This is a genomic window from Pseudarthrobacter sp. CC4 (assembly GCF_048957775.1).
Taxonomy (GTDB): Bacteria; Actinomycetota; Actinomycetes; order Actinomycetales; family Micrococcaceae; genus Arthrobacter.
In genome coordinates this window covers 78,613-94,410 of record NZ_JARCCZ010000016.1, presented here as the reverse complement: position 1 = coordinate 94,410, position 15,798 = coordinate 78,613, and the positions used below count along the sequence as shown (strand labels likewise).

The window sequence follows — 15,798 nt, the reverse complement described above, 5'->3', positions numbered from 1 at the left end:
CACGCTGTGGATCTGATCCATGGTGGTCTGCCGGTGACGAGGCAGGAAGCGCCGGGATTCCCGCAAGTTCGGGAGATGATGTTCGTCATAACGGAATCAAAACAGTCGAAGCCCCTTCAGCCTGGCTGATGGGGCTTCCCCTTATTCGGCGCCAGGCCACGCCCCCTGCTCAGAGCAGCCGCTCCCGGCCGTTTACCCTCACCCCAAACCCCGTAGCGCAGTCGTGGTCATCAGCGCCGGCCGGCCATCCTTAAGGCAACGAAGCCGGCAGAGCCTGGCGGCTCAGGAGGAATCGGCGGCCCGGAAGCTGGCTCCGCCGTCGGTGGATACGACGAGCCTTTCGGCGGTCGCGGCCCAGATCCGTGGCTTGCCTTCAGCGCCGGTTACAGCTGTCATTGCCTGGACCTGACCCTCGATTTGGCCGGTGCGTGTCCAGGTTCTTCCGGCGTCGGCGGAGTAATGCACGGTCCCGCCGGGTTCGACGCCGATGACCTCCGTGGCGCCGGCGAAGGCGACGAACTGGACAATGGGGGCTGTGGCATTTAGTTCCCAGGTTTTCCCGCCGTCGGTGGAGCGCTGGACCCCTTCGCGGGTGGTGGCCAGAACGGTGTCGCTCTCCGGGGTGCCTGCCAGGACGGCCGGAACGAAGCCCGCCCTTGCCGGGGTCCAGGTTTTTCCGTCCGGGCTGGTTTGAAGCGTCCCGTCGTAGGCGACGATGCCGGACGCGGTGGCGGCGAGGGCGTGAAAATCAGATTCGCCCTGTCGGGAGAGCTGTTCCCATGTCTTGCCGCCATCGACGGACCTGATCAGGCCCATGGGGTCGGGCAGATCGGAGCCGGGGCCGGGATGTCCGGATGCGTAGAAGACACCTTGGTCAGCCGCGGCGGTAAAGCCCATCAGATCGTTGGTGGCGCCAATTTTGGTGCCCGGTAGTTTGGTGACGTCAAACAGGCCTTCATGGGTGGCAAGCAGCACCTGGTCCGTTTTGCGGCTTACGGTCAGGCCGTGGACATGGGAGCTGGGCAGCCCGGCGGTGGCGGTTGCCGGGACAGGGCCGGCGCCCGGACTACCGGGTGTAGCGCCTGGGACGCAGGCGGAGAGGGTAAGCAGGAGGGCAGCGGCGGTGAACGCGGCCGAGGACCTGCCGGTGGTCAGAACACGCATGCCGAGGATCCGGTCATCGGGGCCGGAACAGCCGCGGGGAGTCCTGCGCGGCGAAGCGTGGCAACCGCAGGGGCGCAGGCCGGCTCGGTCATGGGTCCTCCTTCGCGGACAACGTTTATGTTCAAGACTATCGGCCCAATGGCAGGACGCTGTCCGGTACAACGAGCCTGCGGCGGGTTCCGTTTCGCCCCGGTCAGCCGGCCGGGGCGGGTAGGGAGTTTCGGCCCTTGCGGTGTACTTGAGGTTGGCATCACACTGGGGGGCAACAGTGGCAGGCACCTCCTGAAGGGCATAAGTCATAGGCGGTGAAGTGTTCAGGATCGCGGCGGGCTTGGATGGTTCTGCACCGTCCGGGCACAGCTCCCGGGATGCCCGGGGTGAGCAGGATAGCCGTGACCGCTGACCATTCCTCCCACCACATGCACCGGGGAGCGGGGGCGCGGGGCGGAGCGGTTCCTGCCGGACCGGGCATCCGGGGCAGGATCCAGGCGCTATGGCACACTGTGGTCGGCGCCGTCGGCCTGATCATGGGGCTGTTGCCGCACGTTCTGCACCACATCGGCCTGCTCGCCGGGACTGCCCTGGTGGCAGGGTCCGGCGGCACGGCACTTTTCGGCGCGCTGGGGCTTCTGGCATCGGTTCCCCTGCTGGTCCGGCTTTACCGGCGGTTTGGCAGCTGGATCGCACCGGTGCTGGGACTGCTGGTTTTCGCCGCCATGTTTTCCCTGTCCGCGTTTGTCATAGGTCCCGCGATCAGCGGCACCGGGACGGACATAACCCCCGGACCGGTGCCCACCGTGGATCACACCGGAGGGCATACCGGCGGCCACTGAACGTCCGGGTTCGTGTGAGCGCGCCAGGTCGTGGGGCATCCGGGAAACATCTGTTTTCCTCGGGCCGTTTGACCCTTTCCCCGTGCCGTGGTGCGGCCAATACTTTCCGGTATGAGCACTAGCCCGGAGCCGCAGCTTCCCATACCCAGGCCGTCGGGGCCTTGGGCGCAGGGGCTGCTGACGGTCCTTATCGCGGCCACCGCGGTGTACCTGGTCACGAACCACTGGCTGCATGTCCTGGACGCGTTGCCGTACCTGTGGGTGGTGCTGATGATGTCGATGCATCTCTTCATGCATGGCGGCCACGGCCATGCCGGTCACGGTGGCGTTGGCCGTGGTGCGGGCCGGCGGCACTCCGGAGGGGGTGCCGGGCATGCCCACTGACTACGGGTATGACCTGTGGTGGCTGGTTATCCTCAATTCGGCCGTGTTCATCATTTTCGCGTTCAGTTTTGTCCGGCCCAGGACGAAGCTGGACTGGCGCGCCCTGGGCGGTTTCTCTGCTTTCATCGTGGCGCTCTTTACCGAGATGTACGGTTTTCCCCTGACCATCTATCTGCTGTCGGGCTGGCTGGGGAACCGGGTCCCGGGCCTGGACCTGCTGAGCCATAACACGGGTCATTTGTGGCAGGACCTCACGGGCTGGCAGGGGGACCCACACCTGAGCCCGCTGCACCTCCTCAGCAATGTGCTGATCGCAGCCGGTTTCATGTTGCTTTACCTGTCCTGGCAGGTCCTGTTCGCCGCGCAGCGCGAGCACCGGCTGGCCACGCCGGGCCCCTACGCAAAGGTGCGGCATCCGCAGTACATGGGGTTTTTGACGATCATGGCCGGGTTCCTGCTGCAGTGGCCCACGCTGCTGACACTGCTGATGTTCCCGGTCCTGGTCATCGTGTACCTTCGCCTGGCCCGGAAGGAGGAGCGGATGATGGAGGCCGAGTTCGGCGAAGCCTATGCCGCGTACCGCCGGGAGGTCCCCGGCTTCGTCCCCCGGTCCGGTCGGGGCCGTGCCGGGACCGGGCAGAAGTTGCAGGAAGGCCCGTGACAGCCATGCGGGCAACGACGGCCTGAAGGGTGGCATCATGCTGTTCTTGGCGGTAAAGAACCTCGTCCAGGAGAAAACCCGGCTGCTGATCAGCGTGGGCGGGGTCGCGTTCAGCGTGCTGCTGATCATGAGCATCCAGGGCCTGTACCAGGGCTGGAGCAACAAGATCGGTGAGTACATCCGCACTGTCCCTGCCGATTATTGGATCACCCAGACGGGCGCGACGGACATGTTCCACACCCCCTCCGTGCTGCCCCTGACCGTCAGGGATTTCCTGAGCGGGGTTGACGGTGTTGCCAGCGCCAAGCCCTTCAGCGGCCGTCGGGTGGCGTTCGCGCATAACGGCAAGGACATCAACCTCTACGTCATTGCCGATGACACGGAGAATAATGTCGGCGCACCCGCCCGGGTGGTCGAGGGCAAAACCGTGCCCGATAAGGGCGAAATCATCATCGACCGGGTGGTAGGGCGCAGCCAGGACATCAGGATCGGGGACACCATCCCCGTCGCAGGCAGGACGCTGAAGGTCGCCGGCTACTCCGAGGGCGGATACATCCTCAGCTTCTCCTTCGCGTTCACCACCAAGGAAGACGCCGAAAGGATCCTGCAGCTCCCCGGAGCCACCAACTTCTTCCTTGTCACCGTCAAGGACGGCACCGACGCCGGCGCGGTCGCATCCCGGATCGAAGCGGACCCCGCGGTGGACGCGATCACCAAGGACAGGTTCGTGGAGAACAACACAAACATCGTCCGGGACACCTTCCTGCCCATCATCCTGGTGCTGCTCTTAATCGGGATTGCCGTGGGCATGACCGTGATCGGCCTGACCATCTTCACCTCAACCATCGAAAAAGCGCGCGAATACGGTGTCCTGAAAGCGATCGGGGTAAGCAACCGCCAGCTCTACACCGTTGTGATCGAACAGGCCATCACCGCCGCCGTGCTCGGGTACCTCGTCGGGGCAGGCCTTGCCTTGGCCGTCAGCGGGGCCGCGGGAATCTATGTCCCGGAGTTCATCACGGAAATCCGCTGGCTGGACGCCGTCTGGATCCTCGCGGTCACACTGGTGATGGCCGTGGTGGCTTCACTGCTGCCGGTGCGCCGGCTGTCACGGATCGACCCGGCGGAGGTGTTCCGGGCATGAGAATTGTCGACGTCCAGGACGTGTCCAAGACCTTCGGGTCCGGGCACACCGCCGTGACCGCGGTGGAGCACGTGTCCCTGAGCGTTGACCCCGGGGACATCGTGCTCGTCATGGGCCCCTCCGGATCCGGGAAAACAACCCTGCTGTCCATGATCGGCACGCTCATGTCCCCTTCCGGCGGCCGGATCCTCATTGCCGGGCAGGACACCTCCAACCTTTCACCTGCGCAACTGTCCCGGCTGCGGCTGCGCGAATTCGGTTTCGTCTTCCAGACCTTTAACCTGCTCTCGGCCCTGACTGCCGAGGAAAACGTCATGCTGCCACTGATCACGGCGGGAACACCGAGGAAAGCGGCGCGGACAAAAGCCCGGGCCGCGCTGGAACAACTCCAGCTCGGACACCGGCTGCGGAACCTGCCCCGGGACCTCTCCGGCGGCGAGAAGCAACGCGTGGCCATCGCACGGTCCCTGGCGAACGACCCGCGGCTGATCCTCGCCGACGAACCCACCGCCAACCTGGACGCGAAAACAGGCCAGGACGTGACCCTGCTCCTGTGCGGGACGGCCTGCCGGGAAAATCGGGCCGTCATCATCGTCAGCCACGACCAGCGGCTGCGGACCGCGGCCAAACGTGTCCTCACCATTGAAGACGGCCGGCTCACCGCCGAAGAAGCCGGGGAACACAACCGCTACTGCAGCATGCACCCGGAAGCGGCACCGGCATGAAAATGACCGATGAAGAACTGCTCGCAGTCCTCGCCGACCCGGCCGATGACCCGGCCCGGATGGAACGGATCAGCACCGAAATCGACGCCGGATTCAGCCTCCTCTCACACCGGCTCGGCAAAGCAGTCGCCGTCTTCGGATCAGCACGCCCCGGCCCCCAGGATCCCCGCTACGCGGTGGCCCGGACCTTGGGCGCCCGGTGCGCAAAGGCCGGGTTCGCCGTGATTACAGGGGGCGGGCCGGGACTGATGGAAGCTGCCAACCGCGGCGCCACGGAAGCCGGCGGCACCTCGGTCGGACTGGGTATCGAACTTCCGAGGGAACAGGTGTTGAACCCTTATGTCGATGTGTCCATGACTTTCCGGTACTTCTTCGCCCGAAAACTCATGTTCGTCCGCTACGCCTCGGCCTTTGTTGTCCTTCCCGGCGGGTTCGGCACACTTGATGAACTCTTTGAAGCCCTCACCCTCGTCCAGACCGGCAAAATCCACGAGTTTCCCGTCGTCCTGATCGGGACCAGGCACTGGACCGGACTGACCGACTGGATCCGGGAGCAGCTCCAAAGCCAGGGATTCATTGCAGCCCAGGACATCCGCCTGCTGCGGTGCACCGACGACATCGACGAAGCCGTGGAATTGATCCAGCACTGCCACCTGCGCCAGCTCGCCCGGTGATCCGGGACGCGATGAATGTGCCGCCCGCCGAACAGCCCCGGACGCCGGGGACCAAAGACTCTGACGCTTCCCGGCGCCAAGGACGATAGTGAACGGTAGGGCAGTGGTGCATTGCTCTCACGCGGTGAAGGTCCGGCAACGGGTGAAACGCCCGCTGCCTTCCCGGACAACCCTGCGAAAGGACCCGCGATGACTGCTGACAGGAAGGCCACCGCCGACGGAGCAGTGGACGCTCCTTTGAAGAGCACCGTCGTGGAGGTGCGGGGCCTGCACTGGGCGACCTCCAAAGCGGTCATTGAACGCGTGCTGCTGCAGCGGCCCGGAGTCACCGCCGTCGATGCGAACCCCGTCGCCCAGACCGCCACCGTGAAGTTCGACCCGTCACTGACGTCCGTGAAGCAGATCTCCGGATGGGTCCGGGACTGCGGATACCACTGCCGGGGCGAATCGGTCCCGGATCACGTGTGCTACCCCATGGACGAGCCCCTGCACGCCCCGGCCAGGACCCAGGGTGCCGGGCATGCCCATCCGGCGGCCGGCGAACATGCAGGCCACGGCCCCGCCGGCCACGGGGCGATGCACGGAACCCCGCAGGAGATGATGGGCCACGGCGGACACCACGCCGGGATGTCGATGGATGACATGGTCAGGGACATGCGCAACCGGTTCCTGGTGGCCGCCGTCCTGTCCATCGGTGTGACGCTCTGGTCCCCGATGGGCCGGGACATGCTCGGCTTCACCGCCCCGACACCGTTCGGGCTCCGCGATGACGTCATGGCCCTGATCCTGTCCCTGCCCGTCATCTTTTACTCCGCCTGGATCTTCTTCGACGGCGCCTACCGGGCACTGAAGGCCCGCACCCTGGACATGATGGTCCTGGTCGCGATTGCCGTCGGCACCGGCTGGCTCTACAGCGTGTGGGTTACACTCACCGGCGGCGGGGAAGTGTTCTACGAAGCCGCCACCGTCCTGGCCGCCTTCGTGCTGCTGGGCCATTGGTTTGAAATGCGCGCCCGCGGCGGGGCGAATGAGGCCATCCGGACCCTGCTCGAACTCGCACCTCCGGTCGCGGTCGTCATCCGCGAGGGCGGGACAGTGGAGATCCCCACCTCCGAAGTCCTGGTGGGGGACCTGCTGCTGATCCGGCCAGGATCCAAAATCCCCGTCGACGGGCAGGTCGAAGAGGGCCAATCGGAGGTTGATGAGTCCATGGTCACCGGGGAGAGCCTCCCGGTCGCCAAGACCACCGGCTCCGAGGTGATTGGCGCGTCCATCAACACCAGCGGCACCCTGAGGGTCCGGGCCACCAAGGTCGGGGCCGACACCGCCCTGGCCCAGATCGTCGCCCTCGTCCAGGAAGCCCAGAACTCCAAGGCCCCCGGCCAGCGGCTGGCCGACCGGGCCGCGTTCTGGCTGGTCCTGGTCGCCCTGGTCGGCGGAACCGTGACGTTCGCGGCCTGGCTCGCCCTCGGCGCGGGGGTCCAAACCGCGCTGCTGTTCGCCATCACCGTCGTCGTCATCACCTGCCCGGACGCCCTGGGCCTGGCCACACCGACAGCCATCATGGTCGGAACCGGCCTCGGGGCCAAACGCGGCGTACTGTTCAAGAACGCCACTGCCCTGGAGGTTTCCGCCCGGATCGATACTGTCGTGATGGACAAGACCGGAACTCTCACCAAGGGCGAACCGGAAGTCACCGACGTCGTCGTTGAGGGCATTGACCAAGGAGAACTGCTGGCCCTGGTCGCCGCCGTGGAAAAGGAATCCGAACATCCCCTCGCCGCGGCAGTGGTTCGGCACGCCGAGGAACACGGCGCCGCCGCCCTGGACGCCAGCGACTTCCTGAACGTTCCCGGCCACGGGGCCGGCGCAACCGTCGGGGGGCGCAAGGTCCTGGTGGGCAACCGAAAACTCATGGCAGACGAGAACATCGAACTCGGGCCGCTGGCTGCGGTGCGCAGCGAGCTGGCAGGAACCGGACGGACCGCCGTGCTCGTCGCCGTCGACGGCCGTGCCGCGGCCGTGGTGGCCCTGGCGGACGCCGCCCGGGAAACCGCGGCGGCGGCGATAGCTGCCCTGCACGAGGCCGGGATCGAAGTCGTCATGCTCACGGGCGATAACGAAGCCACCGCCCAAAGGATCGCCGGCCAGCTCGGCATCGACACCGTCATCGCGGAAGTGCTCCCGGGGGACAAATCAGCGAAGATTGCCGAACTGCAACAGAAGGGCAAGAAAGTCGCCATGGTCGGCGACGGCGTCAACGACGCCCCAGCCCTGGCCCAGGCTGACCTTGGCATCGCCATCGGTGCCGGCACCGACGTGGCCATCGAAACGGCCGACGTCGTGCTGATGCGCTCGGACCCGCTGGACGTCCCCATCGCCCTGCGCATCGGCAAAGGAACCCTGCGGAAGATGCGCCAAAACCTGGGCTGGGCTGTCGGATACAACGCAATAGCCCTGCCCATCGCGGCAGGGGTGTTCGCGTTCGCGGGGATCGTCCTCAGCCCCGAGATCGCGGCCCTGTCGATGTCAGGTTCCAGCTTCCTGGTCGCCGTCAACGCCCTGCTGCTCAAAAGGCTCCGGCTGCCCCGGCCCGAAACGCCCGAGGCCACCACCGCCCGCCCGGCCCGGCCGCTGGCCCCGGCCGGCAACCGTTAGCCGCCCGGGCCAAGACCCCAGCCGGTTACTGTGTCGCCGTGCCGGTGGGCGACCTTCCATGCACCGTCCTCGCGGCGGTAAATCTGGGTTGCCCGGAGCACGTAGCTGCGCGGTTCGCCGTCGACCGAGGCTGAAGTGTGTTCCAGGCCCGCCGTATATGCCATGTCGCCCACAATGTCGTAGGCCTGCAACTCGAATCTGTACGAAGTGCAGTTGGAGAACTGCCTGGCAAGGCCCGTGAACAAGTCGTCCAGTTCCTGCTGTCCGAAGGCATTGCGCCATGCACCAAGGACGCTCACGGGTTCGTTGCGGGACCAGAGTGCCCTGCGCGGGGCGGCATTACCGTTATGAATGGCTAGTTCCGCAGCGTGCAGCTCGGTCCTCACCCAGTCCAGGAAATCGGCGCGATCGCTCATGCCACCAGTATGATCCCGGCACCTCGGCCGCTGCGACCCCTTCCTCCGGTCCGGCTGCGGCCCTCACGCCCCCTCAGCCGCTGAACGCCGTCGTCCTGGCAACACCGTCGTAGCCGCCCGAAGGCGCCTTGAGCCCGTAAAGGGCACCGACGGTCGGGGCCACGTCCACCGTCCGCGCAGGATCAGAGGACGTCCGGCCGCGGAGCACCCGGGGGCTGCCGCCGGAGATGAAGAACGGGATGGGTTCGGTGGCGGGATGCCCGTGGTTGCCGGGTATGGGATTCGAGACGATGTAGGGGTCCGAGAACCGCCAGCCGGCACGGCAGAAGGCCACCAGGTCGCCGGCCTCCGCCCCCAGCCGCAGCTCGGCAGGTGCCTGCACCGACAGCACGCCGGGGTGTGATTCGACCAGGGAACGCACGGCCTGGAGGCCGGCCGCCTTCTGCTCCGAGGGGCCGGTCCAGTACAGCAGGTCCGCACCGCCGTTCTGGGCCACGGTGATGGAGGACCGGAGGTCCGGCCGGGCCTGGAGGATCAGGTCCACCGAAACCACATTGGTGGGCAGTGACCAGTCCATGGAGTGGTCCGCAAGCACCACCAGGACGCTGGACTCCCACTTGCCCGTATCAACCAGGTGGTCCACCAGCCGGCCCACCTGCAGGTCGGTGTCCGCGAGGGCAGCCGTGCGCGCGGCCTGCAGCGTGGTTCCGGTCAGGTCCGAGTGCCCCATCCGGTCAACGTCGCCGAGGTTGGTGAACGTGAAGTCCGGGTCGGGGCCGCTAACGATGGCCAGCAGGGCGTCCATGGTCGCGGCGTCCGGCGCGTGTCCTGTCACGGGCAGCAGGGGATAAGGCTCCCAGCGGTAGCTTGCCCGCGTGCCGAAGATTCCGTAGAGGTACTTCTTGCTCAGGACGGAGGCGGTGGTGAAGCCGGAGTCGCGCAGGCGTTCAAGCAGCGTGGGAAAGCGGAGGTCGGTTTCGCGGTCCATGTCCCTGGCTGCCCCCTCGGCGGGATCGTAAACCGAGTTGGCGGGGACTCCGGACCTGTCCGGCCGGACGCCGGTCATCATCATGACGTGGTTCGGGATCGTCTCCATCACCGGCAGCGACCTGGCGGCAGGGAAGTTGGTGCCCTGCGTCCGCAGCGCGGCGAGCCGCGGGGTCAGCTCAGGGGTGATCTCGTCCGGCCGGCAGCCGTCCACCACAAGGACATAGGTGCGCGTCCGGGCGGTGCCGGGATTCGTCGCCGGGCCGGCCCACGACGTGCCGGGCGCCGCTGAAAGGACGACGGCGGCACTTCCGGCGCCGGCGAGGCGCAGGAACTGGCGGCGGTCCGGGTTCACAGCGCGCCGCCGGTTGCCGCGACGACTTTGCCGGTGCCGGCACCGACCCTGAAGGAGGTGGACAGCGTGGCCGCCGAGGCCTGCGCCGTCCGGTCGGCAAGGACGTACCAGTCCATCCGGACTCCCGCAGGAGTGACGTCCAGGACGGAGTATCCATGCGAGTCGAAGTCGAGGTACTTCACGTGGGGGTTGGCCGTCCTGATGGCCGCCTCCACCCCCAGGGAGGAGGTCCGCGGTGGAGCGTTCAGTATGTCGTCGAGGTTGTCACTGGTCACCGACGTGCAGACCAGTTCCGCCGCCACCGAATCGCCGGTGGTGGGGTAGGTCAGGGGGTCGGCGGGGAGGTCGCAGGCCCACCCGGAGTGGATGTCGCCGGTGAGGAAAACGGTGTCCTTGATTGCCTGGTCCCGCAGGTGCCGGACCACCCGGCTCCGGTCCGCCTCGTAGCCGTCCCACTGGTCCACGTTGTAGGGGACGCCGTCGACGGTGGTGCCGCCCATGAGCTTCTGGACCCCCGCCAGTTCGGCCAGGCTGAGCGTCGAGGGAACCCGGACGGGGGCAATCATCACCGGGTTGCCCACCAGCTTCCACTGGGGGCCGCCGGAGGTGAGGTTGCCCAGCAGCCAGTCCATCTGCGCAGCTCCCGTGATGGTGCGGTCCGGGCTGTCCACGGCGGGGTCGAGGCCGTTGGCGGCCTGCTGGCTCCGGTAGGAGCGGAGGTCCAGCATGGACAGGCTGGCCAGCGAACCGAAGTCAAGGCGGCGGTACAGCGGACCTCCGGGCTGGTAGCGCACGGGCATCCACTCCGCGTAGGCCTGGTTGGCAGCCGCGCGGCGTTCGGCCCAGGGCCCCTCTGCGCCCTCGGTGTGGTTTTCCGCTCCTCCGCTCCAGGCATCGTTGGCCGCTTCATGGTCGTCCCAGGTGACGATGAAGGGTGCAGCCGAATGCAGGGCCTGCAGGTCGGCGTCTGTTTTGTACTGGGCGTGCCGGCGCCGGTAATGCGAGAGGGTGGTCATTTCGACGGCGGGATCGTGCGGGCGTACGACGACGTCCCTCGCCTGGTATTCCCCGGGTGCGTACTCGTAGAGGTAATCGCCGAGGTGGAGCACGGCGTCGAGGTCCCCGCGCTGGGCGAGGTGGCGGTAGGAGCTGAAGTAGCCTGCCTGATAGTTGGCGCAGGAGACCACGCCGAAGCGGAGCTGCTCCACCTGGGCCCCGGCCGCCGGTGCCGTCTTGGTCCGGCCTGTGGCGGACATCCCGCGGCCCACTGTGAAGCGGTACCAGTACGGGGTGCCCGGCTGCAGGCGATCGGCGACCACCTTCACGGTGTGGTCACGCTCCGGCCCGGTCTTCACCGAGCCCTTCGAGACGATCCTTGTGAAGGCGGGGTCGGCCGCCACTTCCCAGTTCACTGTTGCGGCGGGGCCGAGTCCCGAGCCGGGTGTGGCTTCCGGGCTGGGGGTCACCCGGGTCCAGAGCACCACGTTGTCCGGGTGCGGATCGCCGGAGGCAACTCCATGCGCGAACAGCGGATCAGCCGCCTGGGCAGGGCTCGAGACGAGGGGCGCCACTCCGGCGACGGCCGCGGCAAGGCCGCCTGCGCGGAGGACCTGGCGGCGGGTGGGCGATTGTCCGTACTGGCGGGTAACAAAAGGCATGTACTCCAGTATCAACGCCCCGTGCGGCGCAATTGGCGGATTTTGCCGGATGTTCACCAAACGTCCCACCGAGGTTCGCCTGCAGTTTCGCCCCCTTCAGGCCCTGGGGCCGGGTGCAAGCCTCCTAATAGACGGAGCCCTCGAGCAGTTCCGACAGCCTGCGGGCGGCGCGTCGCAGCTCCGGGACATTGGCCTTGATTTTCTCTTCGGTCGTCGCCTCTGCCGGGCAGTTCAGCGCCATGGCCTCGTTGGCGCGGCCTGCCCTGTTGGTCAAGGCAACCCCGACGGATAGCACGCCCACGACGCGCTCGTTCGCGGAGTACGCGTAGTCCAGGCCTGGCCCGGGCAGCCGCGACCGCAGTTCCTCAACCGTGAATCCCGGCTCCTCATGGCCGGCGGCGATCGCGGCCGCCACGACCTGTTCGAGCTCTGCGTCAGAAGCGTCTGCAATCAGGATTTTCCCTGCCGCGCCGCGGGTCAGTGGCAGGCGTTTACCCAAGGGAAGGTCGTACTGCATGGGCGCCTTGCCTTGAACCCGCGCCACCAGGATCCGCTCGTTCCCGAGCCGGGTATGGAGAGAAACGGACATGCCGGTCTGCGTTGCCAGCTGTTGCAGGACCGGACGTCCGGCAACCGCCAAGGGATCGTTCTCAAGGAAGCTCTTTGCCGCCGGTAGCACGGCCGGCCCGATCCGGTAGGACTTGTCTGTCTGGCTCACCATGCCGAAATCCTGCAGCACCCGCAGGATCCGGAGCGTGGTGGGCAGGCTCATGCCGCAGTTCCTGGCCAGGTCGCTAAGCCGCTGGGGGCGCTCGGCGCGCTGCAGTTCCGCGAAGACCTCCATGGCGCGGGAGAGGGAACGCATGTTCGAGGCCTTGGGGCCCTCGTCTGCCGGGCTGCCCGCGGGCGTGGGTGTCGTCGTAACCATCCTTTCATTCTATGTAAGTTCCTTGCGCTTGACAGCGCGTGTGTCTGCTGTCACTATTTCTCTGTACGCAATATAGTTTCATTCTGTGGAATGCAATGACGCAGCGTGAAAACGACGCACAGTAAGAAGGAACCAATGACAACGGAGTCAGTGATGACCAAACCAACGAGCACCGGCCGGGTGGCCCCCTCCGTGCTCGTGGGGATCGGCGCTTTCGCCGCCGTCGGCGTCTACGTCCTGGTCAGCTCGCTCGGCCTCGGCCTCTGGACTTCCCTGGGACCAGGCCCTGGCCTGTTCCCCTTCGCGATGGGCGCGGTCCTCGCCGCCATGGCCGTGTTGTGGCTGCTCCAGGAACTCCGCAGTCCCAGCGAAACGGCGGACGGCGTTGACCGCGGACTGGTGGCCGCCGTCGTCCTGAGCCTAGCGATCCTAGCGGCCGTCATGGACCTGATCGGCTTCCAGCTCAGCATGTTCTTCTTCCTCCTGTACCACCTGAAGCTGCGCGGCCGCCGGGGCTGGGTCTCCTCCCTGGTCACAGCGCTCGCTGGCAGCGTGGGCGCGTTCTACGCCTTCAATTACGGCTTGAACGTGTCATTGCCCGTCTCGGCCTTCCCCCTGCTGAACACGATCGGACTCTAGTCGTGGATATCTTCAACGAACTTATGGGCGGCTTTGCCGCCGCCATGACCTGGCAGAACCTGCTCTTTGCCTTCCTGGGCTGCCTCCTGGGCACCATCATCGGGGTCCTGCCCGGAATCGGTCCCGTCGCCGGCGTTGCACTGCTCATCCCGCTCACCCTGAACCTGGATGCCACCGGTGCCATCATCATGCTCTGTGCCATCTTCTACGGCACCGCCTACGGGGGAACCATCACCAGCGTGCTGCTGAATACTCCCGGCGAAGCCGCCTCCGCCATCACCACCATTGACGGCTACGCAATGACCAAGATCGGCAAGGCCGGAGCCGCCCTGACCATCGCCGCCGTCGGATCGTTTGTGGGTGGAACTGTGGCCACCATCGGCCTGGTGGCGGCAGCCAAGCCGCTCGGGGAACTGGGCCTGCTCGTGGGGCCGCCGGAATTCTTCGCGCTGATGGTGGTGGGCATATCCCTGCTTGTTGCGCTCGCCGGCAAATCGATGGTCAAGGCGGTGATCTCAGGTGCCCTCGGCCTGCTGATCGCCATGGTGGGCATCGACCCCGTCGCCGGTGCCCCCCGGTTCACCTTCGGCATGGACCGTTTGCTGGACGGCGTCAGCTTCGTTGCCGTGATTGTGGGCGTCTTCGGTCTCTCCGAACTCCTGTCCTATCGCAAGGGCACGGCAACGCCCACGGTGCACGCCCCGAACTTCCGCTCGTTGCTTCCCACCGGCAAGGAATGGCGCCGGAGCGCACCGGCCATGGCCCGCGGCACCGGGATCGGCTTCGGCCTCGGACTCATCCCGGGCATGACCGGCTCCGTTTCGTCCCTGCTGGCCTACGGCGCGGAGAAGAAGTTCTCCCGCCACCGCAGCGAACTGGGCAAGGGCGCCATCGAAGGTGTTGCCGGCCCTGAAACGGCCAACAACTCCCATGCCAACGCCGCCCTGATCCCGCTGTTCACCCTCGGCATTCCGGCGTCGCCCACCATCGCTGTCCTGATGGGCGCCTTCCTCCAGCAGGGCCTCACCCCAGGCCCCACCCTGTTCACCGAACATTCCGAAATCGCCTGGGCCATCATCGCCAGCCTCTTCATCGGAAACCTCCTCCTCCTGGTCCTCAACGTTCCGCTGGTGGGCCTCTGGACCTCCATCCTCCGTGTCCCGTCGTCGATCCTGACCGCGCTGATCCTGCTCTTCATGGTGATCGGCGCCTACACCATCAACTTCAGCGTCTTCGATGTCTTCGTGATGATCGGCTTCGGGCTCCTGGGCCTCGCCCTCCGGCACCTGGACATCCCGCTGGCACCCATGGTGCTGACCCTGGTCCTCGGCCCGCTGATGGAACGCTCCTTGCGCGAATCCCTCGAAATTTCGCAGGGCGACTTCAGTATCTTCACCAGCCGCCCCATCTCAGCAGTCCTGATCGGCCTGGGATTGCTGATCGTCTTCAGCCCAATGCTCAAGCTCCGCAAGCCGAAAGCGCTCAATGAAGACCCCGAAACCTAAACCCCTTCCGGTACTGCCCCCAACACCCCTTCAAAGGAGAAGAACCATGAAAACCCGTTCCCGCATCGCCGCCGCCATCGCGGCAGCATCCCTGATTGCACTCACCGGCTGTGGCGCCAACGCCGGAGCCACCAACGCCTCCGCCGGCGACTTCCCGAAGAAGGGCAAGACGATCGACCTCGTGGTCGCCTTCTCGTCGGGCGGTGCCGTGGACACGGCCGCCCGGCTCATCCAGCCCATCCTGGAAAAGGAACTCGGCACCAACGTGGAGGTCATCAACAAGCCCGGCGCCGGCGGCCAGATCGGTTACACCCAGCTGACCAGCGCGGCGCCGGACGGCTACACCATCGGCGCCACCGGTTCCCCGTCCGTCGTCGTATCACCCCTGGATCCAGCCCGCGGCGCCAAGTACACCCGCGACAGCTTCCAGCCGCTGGGCCGCCAGGTCATCGACCCCGCCGTCATTGCGGTCCAGCCGGACAGCCCGTACCAGACGCTCACGGAGCTCCTGGATGCAGCCAAGGCAAACCCGAAGTCCATGACCGCGAGCACCACCGGCCTGCAGACCGGCGAGCACTTCGCCATGGCGCAGATCCAGCAGGTGACCGGTGCGGAGTTCGCACCCGTCCACTTCTCTGAAGGCGCATCACAGGCAACCACGGCATTCCTGGGCAAGCACGTTGACATCCTGGTGGCGAACGTCAGCGACGTGACGGACCTGACCAAGCAGGGCAAGGCCCGCGTCCTGGGTGTCATGACGTCCGAGAGGTCCCCTTCACTGCCGGACGTTCCCACGTTCAAGGAAGCTGGCTACGAAGTTGAAGCGGGGACCGCCCGTGGCTACTCCGCCCCCGCCGGACTGCCTGAAGCCGTAGCAACGAAGCTTGAGGCTGCCATCCAGAAGGCCATCGAAGATCCGTCCGTCGTGCAGAAGATGAACGACCTCGGCCTGCAGACCAGCTACCTCTCCGGCAACGACTACAAGCAGTTCTGGGCCGGGCAGGAAGAGGACTTCAAGAAGGTCCTCCCGCTGGTCCAGAAAACCGACTGACCCTCCCGCAACCACC

At 66.4% G+C, this 15,798-nt stretch carries 15 protein-coding genes; 10 read left to right on the top strand and 5 right to left on the bottom strand.

What is annotated here, in order from left to right; genetic code table 11:
* Nucleotides 1-282 precede the first annotated feature (282 nt).
* On the bottom strand, nt 283-1,164 hold the full coding sequence (locus PV768_RS12390; protein ID WP_421093158.1) for a F510_1955 family glycosylhydrolase: 882 nt from the start codon (nt 1,162-1,164) through the stop codon (nt 283-285).
* Between the two features lie 392 nt (nt 1,165-1,556).
* Between PV768_RS12390 and PV768_RS12385 the strand changes: the two genes are divergently transcribed.
* The 7 genes from PV768_RS12385 (at nt 1,557) to PV768_RS12355 (ending at nt 8,243) form a co-directional block, all read left to right on the top strand.
* Entirely contained in the window at nt 1,557-1,997 is a 441-nt protein-coding gene (locus PV768_RS12385) for a hypothetical protein (RefSeq protein ID WP_421093157.1), read from the top strand.
* A gap of 111 nt (nt 1,998-2,108) precedes the next feature.
* A complete protein-coding gene (locus PV768_RS12380; protein WP_421093156.1) occupies nt 2,109-2,381 on the top strand; it encodes a DUF2933 domain-containing protein in 273 nt (90 codons plus the stop codon).
* Nucleotides 2,371-3,042 carry a methyltransferase family protein gene (locus PV768_RS12375; RefSeq protein ID WP_421093155.1) on the top strand — a complete coding sequence of 224 codons (672 nt, stop codon included), beginning with the start codon at nt 2,371-2,373 and terminating at the stop codon, nt 3,040-3,042. Before PV768_RS12380 ends, PV768_RS12375 begins: the two co-directional genes overlap by 11 nt.
* A gap of 37 nt (nt 3,043-3,079) precedes the next feature.
* Nucleotides 3,080-4,186 (top strand): ABC transporter permease, encoded by a 1,107-nt coding sequence (locus tag PV768_RS12370; RefSeq protein WP_421093154.1) that lies wholly within the window; start codon nt 3,080-3,082, stop codon nt 4,184-4,186.
* Complete coding sequence (locus PV768_RS12365) at nt 4,183-4,911, top strand: ABC transporter ATP-binding protein (RefSeq protein WP_321214965.1); 729 nt, start codon at nt 4,183-4,185, stop codon at nt 4,909-4,911. The genes PV768_RS12370 and PV768_RS12365 overlap by 4 nt, the downstream gene beginning before the upstream one ends.
* Complete coding sequence (locus PV768_RS12360) at nt 4,908-5,585, top strand: TIGR00730 family Rossman fold protein (protein WP_321214966.1); 678 nt, start codon at nt 4,908-4,910, stop codon at nt 5,583-5,585. Before PV768_RS12365 ends, PV768_RS12360 begins: the two co-directional genes overlap by 4 nt.
* A gap of 189 nt (nt 5,586-5,774) precedes the next feature.
* A complete protein-coding gene (locus PV768_RS12355; protein ID WP_421093153.1) occupies nt 5,775-8,243 on the top strand; it encodes a heavy metal translocating P-type ATPase in 2,469 nt (822 codons plus the stop codon).
* On the opposite strand, the gene PV768_RS12350 is transcribed toward PV768_RS12355, so the two are convergent.
* The 4 genes from PV768_RS12350 to PV768_RS12335 form a co-directional block, all read right to left on the bottom strand.
* The gene (locus PV768_RS12350; protein ID WP_421093152.1) at nt 8,240-8,659 is read right to left on the bottom strand and encodes a nuclear transport factor 2 family protein; all 420 of its coding nucleotides are present in this window, start codon (nt 8,657-8,659) and stop codon (nt 8,240-8,242) included. The genes PV768_RS12355 and PV768_RS12350 overlap by 4 nt on opposite strands.
* Before the next feature lie 73 nt (nt 8,660-8,732).
* Nucleotides 8,733-10,001 (bottom strand): alkaline phosphatase family protein, encoded by a 1,269-nt coding sequence (locus PV768_RS12345; RefSeq protein WP_323057937.1) that lies wholly within the window; start codon nt 9,999-10,001, stop codon nt 8,733-8,735.
* Entirely contained in the window at nt 9,998-11,659 is a 1,662-nt protein-coding gene (locus tag PV768_RS12340; protein WP_421093151.1) for an alkaline phosphatase D family protein, read from the bottom strand. The genes PV768_RS12345 and PV768_RS12340 overlap by 4 nt, the downstream gene beginning before the upstream one ends.
* 124 nt (nt 11,660-11,783) lie before the next feature.
* Nucleotides 11,784-12,587, bottom strand: a complete 804-nt coding sequence (locus PV768_RS12335; protein ID WP_421093150.1) for an IclR family transcriptional regulator — start codon at nt 12,585-12,587, stop codon at nt 11,784-11,786.
* Nucleotides 12,588-12,722: 135 nt separating this feature from the next.
* On the opposite strand from PV768_RS12335, the gene PV768_RS12330 reads away from it, so the two are divergent.
* From PV768_RS12330 to PV768_RS12320, 3 genes are read left to right on the top strand one after another with little or no spacing between them, the layout of a single operon-like run.
* Nucleotides 12,723-13,226, top strand: a complete 504-nt coding sequence (locus PV768_RS12330; RefSeq protein ID WP_421093149.1) for a tripartite tricarboxylate transporter TctB family protein — start codon at nt 12,723-12,725, stop codon at nt 13,224-13,226.
* 2 nt (nt 13,227-13,228) lie between these two features.
* Entirely contained in the window at nt 13,229-14,731 is a 1,503-nt protein-coding gene (locus tag PV768_RS12325; protein ID WP_323057934.1) for a tripartite tricarboxylate transporter permease, read from the top strand.
* A 46-nt stretch (nt 14,732-14,777) separates the two neighbouring features.
* Nucleotides 14,778-15,782, top strand: coding sequence for a tripartite tricarboxylate transporter substrate binding protein (locus PV768_RS12320; protein WP_421093148.1), 1,005 nt, complete (start codon nt 14,778-14,780; stop codon nt 15,780-15,782).
* Nucleotides 15,783-15,798 lie beyond the last annotated feature (16 nt).